Source organism: Streptomyces sp. CNQ329, assembly GCF_000482585.1.
In genome coordinates this window covers 1-5,054 of sequence record NZ_AXVU01000097.1, presented here as the reverse complement: position 1 = coordinate 5,054, position 5,054 = coordinate 1, and the positions used below count along the sequence as shown (strand labels likewise).

Below are 5,054 nucleotides of genomic sequence, written 5' to 3'. Positions count from 1 at the left end.
GGTGTGGTCGATGTGGTCGGGCGCAGGGACCTTGAACTGGGAGGGGTCGGTGAAGATCAGCGACTTGGCCCGGGCGGCCTGCGGGGTGACGAAGTGCTGGGTGACGAAGATACCCAGGTCACCCGGGCCGCCGCCGGCGCGGCGGGAGTTGTGGGCCTGAAGCTGCGGCTGCCACCGCGAGGGGTTGGTCACCTTGAACGCGGTGTTGACCGGCTCGTAGCCGGTGTAGTCCGCCCACGGCGTGGGGTTGTACTTGCGGCCCTCGTAACCCAGGACGTTCATGCCGTCGTTCTTCAGGTTGTCCCAGGCGTTCTTGGCGGCCACATTGCCGATACCGATGGGGCTGGTGAGGTCTTCCGACTCGTCGTCGGGGTCCAGGCCCAGCGCCGTCATCAGGCCCCGGATGCCCTCGGTGTCAAACGGCAGCATCCGCCTCCACACGCCGAGCTGGGCATAGATGGTGGCGACGTTGACATTGCGGTTGGTGGCGGACTCACTGGACGGCCGGCGCGGGATACGGGTGTAGATGCCCACCGCGGTCTCGTGGTACGGCGCCAGCGCGTCGAAGACCGCGATCATCGCCGCGCGGCTCGTCCACAGGAAGACCGTCACATCCATCGGCCCGATGAACGCCAGTCTGCCCTCGAGCCCGGCCGCGGCGTCGGTGGGCTGGGTCCACTTGATGTAGTTGTCCTTGTCCAGATCCAGGTCGATCTCGGCCGCCTTCTCGCCGGTGGCGGCCCCGGCCAGGCGGGGGAAGGCGAGCTGGGACAGCACCGCAGCCGAAGCACCGCCGATCAGCAGCGATCTGCGGCCCACTGCAATACCCGAGGCGGGAGTACGTCCGGACGTCGTCATATGAAGATCCTTGTCCCCAACGGTCATGATGATGGAAGAGAGAGCGTGTGCTGTACGTGAACTGCTCCCCCGGGGATCGCCCGGGGGAGCGGGGTGAAGCAGGGCATCCCGGCGGCCGCGGTACCGGCGGCCACCGGGATGAAACGAGGCTGCTCAGTCCTTGACGTCGCCGCTGATGTGCCGCTGGACGAAGGCGTGGGCCAGATCGCCGAACTGGGTCCCGAAGGCCAGCGAAGCCTCGGCGGTCTTCGTGAAGTGGGCGCCGGCCCACACCCGGCTGGCGGCGCAGTCGTTCTCGAAGTCGCTCCAGGTCGCCCAGGTCAGTTCGAGGTCGGCCGCGGGCACGGTGCCCGGCTCCTTCTGGCCCGAACCGGCGGGGAAGGTGTGGGTCCAGTCCAAGACGTCGTCCCCGCAGAACCTGCGGGCGGCTTGTGCCTGGGCGGCGGTCAGGACGGTGAAGCCGGAAGGGTATTCGGGGTGGTTGCCCACCGGCAGGTAGCCGGTCCACTCGTCGGCGGGCATGTCGTCGACCGTGCCCTTGCCGGGACCGCCCCAGGCGGTCACCGGCTTGCTGCCGTACACGTGCGCTACGGCGCTGAAAGGCCGGACGGCGTCGTAGCCGCGCTTGTGGTGCCAGGCGGCGATCAGACTGTCGAACCGTGCGGTCGAGCACGCCAGGAACAGGTGCACCCAGCCGTCCAGGTCCAGATCGTGCGCCATCGCCGCGGCCCGCGGCGACAGGGTGACCGACAGCGGCGTGTGCTCGAAGAACTCCGCCTTGACCTTCTGCTCGTCACTCAGCGCGGCCGACGCCGCGAGGACCTCGTCCACCGCCTGGCGGTAGGCGCCGGCGTCGGTGTGGTCGAGGTGACCGGGCGCGGGAAGCTCGAACTCGCCGGGGTCCTTGTACGTCTGGGGGGTGACCCGGCCCAGTTGCGGGGTGGCGAAGCACTGGGCGGTGAAGATCGCCTTGTCGCCCGGGCCGCCGTCGATGCGGCGGCGGTGCGGCTCGACGGCGGGCTGCCAGCGCGAGGGATCGTTCAGCTCGTCGGCGGTGTTCACCGGCCGGTAGCCGGTGTAGTCCTCATAGGGCTGCCCGTGGTAGCTGCGGCCGTTGCCGCCCAGGGCGTTCATGCCGTCGTCCACCCGGGCGGCCACGACGGCCCTGCCGGCCGTGTTGCCGATACCGACCGCGGTGGTCTCGTCCTGCGACTCGTCGTCAGGGTCCAGACCCAGCGCGCCCAGCGCCTGCCGCAAGACCGGCGCCCGCTCCGTGAACACCGCCTTGACCACCTGGAACATCGCGTACAGGCCCGCGATGTTCTTGTTGCGGTTGGTGGCCGCCTCCTCGGCGGGACGGCGCGGAATCCGCGAGTACACGCCCACCGCGGTCGGGTGGTACGGCGCCAGCGCATCGAACCACGACGTCTGCAGCAGATGCGTCACCCACGTGTACGAGGCCACATCGCCCGGAGCCATCGCGTCGGCCGGCGGATACCCCCCGCCACCATGAGTGGTGATCAGGTCCCGGATGAAGTTGCCGTTGTCGAAATCGAACGGTATCTGCTGGGCACGGCCGGATGTCGTCACGAGCTTTGGCCTTCCTCCGCTTGGATCGCCTTCATATGCACAACGGAAATCTGGTAGTACGCCGCGAGGTCCAGGACTTCGTGCTCGTGCGACCACTTGGCGGCCGTGGCATTGACGAGAGCGCCGGCGTACTTGTGCGGAGTGGCCCGCATGAACTGCTCGATCCTCGGTTCGAGACGGGCGGGGAGTTCTGCCAGGTCGATGCTGCGGCGCGGCTGCGGCGCGAAAGCGATCCGGCGGATCTCCCGCGCATCCCACCCGAGCGTGGCGTAGATCCGGTACGCCCTGCCCGCGTACGCCACCATCTCCTCGCTCGGTGTACTCATCCCGGTTTCACGCAGCATGGCCGAAACGGTCTTCGGGTCGAGGTTTCCGGCGATGGCGGCAGGGGCCTGGAAGTACAGGTTTATCGTCTTGTTCCGGTAGTCGACGCCGATGAGCGCCACGTTATCGAGGCCGTAGCGGGAAAAGAATTCGGCGTTCTCGCCCACCGCCCGCGGCATGGACGGCAGATCGGCCAGCCGCGACACCTTCTGCTGATCGTGCGGGAAATTCGCGTAGATCTTCTTGAACCCGCCTACGATACCGCAGTCGATATAGTGCTCACTGGTGGGCGCCAGCGACACGATCTCCGAGAGCACAGTGCTGACCGGATGGTCCGTCTCCGTGAGGATTCCACCCGCCAGAGCGTGAGCATACGGGTCGGCGATACCCGACGAAATCTGCACGGAATATTCCATCTCCGGTACCTGCTTGCCGGCCTGGAGACTGAAGATGACGCCGCCGGCGTCCGAAAGACCGCCGGCGAATGCGGAAAGAATCGGCCAGACCTTGTCACGCGAGAAAGGCGCATCGACCAGACGAGCTGATTCCTCAATGGCCGAGTAAAGTCCTTCCGCCTCAAAAACTTCGGACACCAAGCACTCCAAGCAGTCGATGCCGACCAACTTTCTATGAATCCTGTGGGACCCTATCATCCGCCACTAAAGGGCCACTCGAATGGAACTATGGCAAGGATCTTCTTGACACTCCGAGTACCCGGGCCGACAATTTATGGGGTGACGAAAATGGGGCGTGCCATGCCTGTCGGCCCTGCTCACCGTAACCAGGGAGACAAACGTCAGGGCCGCAGTCCTGATTCACATGGACACTCGGCACGAACTGCTCAGAACGAACTGGAGGGCAAATGACTGGCACAGGCATGGAAGGTCTCTACGCCGCGATCGAGGAAGCATCAGGACTGCTGGACATATCCCCCTCGCGAGACAAGGTCTGGCCGATCCTGTCGGCGTACGACCTGGAGAAGGTCGTCGTGGCCTTCCGCGTGACCACGCGCGCCAGCCGGGATCTCGACTGCCGTTTCACCGCGCTGCCGGCGGACGTCAACCCGTACCGCTACGCGGTGTCGAAAGGCATCGCCGAGGCCACCGACCACCCCGTCGGCACGCTCCTCGACGACGTCCAGGCGAACATTCCGGTCATCGCCCACGGTGTCGACTTCGGAGTCACCGCGGGCTTCAGGAAGACCTGGACGTTCCTCCCGGGCAACGACCTTCAGAAGCTGTCGAAGGTCGCCGCCCTGCCGTCCATGCCGCCCAGCCTGGCCGAGAACTTCGACTTCTACGCCCGCTACGGCCTGGACGACAAGAACAGCATGATCGGGATCGACTACCCCAGCCGGACGGTGAACGTCTACTTCCTGCAGTTCTCCGACGAGTGCCGCCGGCCGGAGACCGTCCGCGCCATGCTGAGCGACCTGGGCCTGCCGGAGCCCAGCGAGCAGATGCTGGCGCTCGCCAACCAGGCCGTCGGCATCTACACCACCCTGACGTGGGACTCCCCGAAGATCCAGCGGATCACGTTCGCCACCCTGGTCCCCGACGCGCAGGCCCTTCCCGAGCGCATCCAGGTCGAGCCGAATGTCGAGAAGTTCGCGAGGAACGTCCCGCACACCTACCCCGGTCCCGTCCAGGGCCTGTACAACGTCGCCTCGTACTCCGGCGGCGAGTACTTCAAGCTCCAGACCTACCACCAGCTCGCCGAGGGCTCCCTGGAGGCGCGGGTCCTGCTCGGCACCGCAGGCGCCGGCAACTGACCGCCGGGCACGCCCATTCGAAGATCACGGCACTAGCGGCCCCCGGGGGAGTCCTTCTCCCGGGGGCCGCAGTGCCGCGGTCCTTTCCGCAGCACTGCGGCCTCCTGCCGGGCGCAACGGCGAAGCTCCCGGCGGGCGGGGAATCTCGCCGAGATTCCCCGCCCGCCGGGAGCCTGTGCCGCCCGGTGCGCCGGCCGGCGCACCGTGGTGAACCTCAGCTACCGGAGACGGTGGCAGACTTGGCGTCCTCGATGAGGTCGTCGACGTCGAGCTCGAACAGCCCGCCCTGCCGCCCGCTGAGCCCGGAGACCAGCTTGACGAAGTCGACCTCCGCCTCGTTCTCCTTCTCCGGGTCGACCATCTCCTGGGCCATGTTGAAGTAGAAGCCCTTGGTCTTCGAGCGGTCGTAGAACCCCTCCACGAACTTGCGGATGTCGTGGAAGAACTCCTGGTACGCATTCGAGTACCGGTCGAGCGCCTTCTCCTCGATCGCCGGGTGCTGGAGAATCTG

General features: G+C 66.7%; 4 protein-coding genes and 1 pseudogene. 1 reads left to right on the top strand and 4 read right to left on the bottom strand.

From position 1 onward, the window contains the following. The 3 genes from I003_RS33695 to I003_RS0128775 form a co-directional block, all read right to left on the bottom strand. Positions 1 to 858 (bottom strand): DUF6851 domain-containing protein (locus I003_RS33695; RefSeq protein ID WP_486584451.1); only part of this gene is annotated, 858 nt, incomplete at its 3' end. Positions 859 to 1,011: 153 nt separating this feature from the next. Beyond that, the gene (locus I003_RS0128780; protein ID WP_027774630.1) at positions 1,012 to 2,448 is read right to left on the bottom strand and encodes a DUF6851 domain-containing protein; all 1,437 of its coding nucleotides are present in this window, start codon (positions 2,446 to 2,448) and stop codon (positions 1,012 to 1,014) included. Beyond that, complete coding sequence (locus tag I003_RS0128775) at positions 2,445 to 3,395, bottom strand: aromatic prenyltransferase (RefSeq protein WP_486584450.1); 951 nt, start codon at positions 3,393 to 3,395, stop codon at positions 2,445 to 2,447. Before I003_RS0128775 ends, I003_RS0128780 begins: the two co-directional genes overlap by 4 nt. Before the next feature lie 239 nt (positions 3,396 to 3,634). Between I003_RS0128775 and I003_RS0128770 the strand changes: the two genes are divergently transcribed. Next, on the top strand, positions 3,635 to 4,543 hold the full coding sequence (locus I003_RS0128770; RefSeq protein WP_486584449.1) for an aromatic prenyltransferase: 909 nt from the start codon (positions 3,635 to 3,637) through the stop codon (positions 4,541 to 4,543). A 214-nt stretch (positions 4,544 to 4,757) separates the two neighbouring features. On the opposite strand, the pseudogene I003_RS33690 reads toward I003_RS0128770, so the two are convergent. After that, positions 4,758 to 5,054 (bottom strand): annotated as a pseudogene (locus tag I003_RS33690) (NAD(P)/FAD-dependent oxidoreductase); the annotation flags it as partial.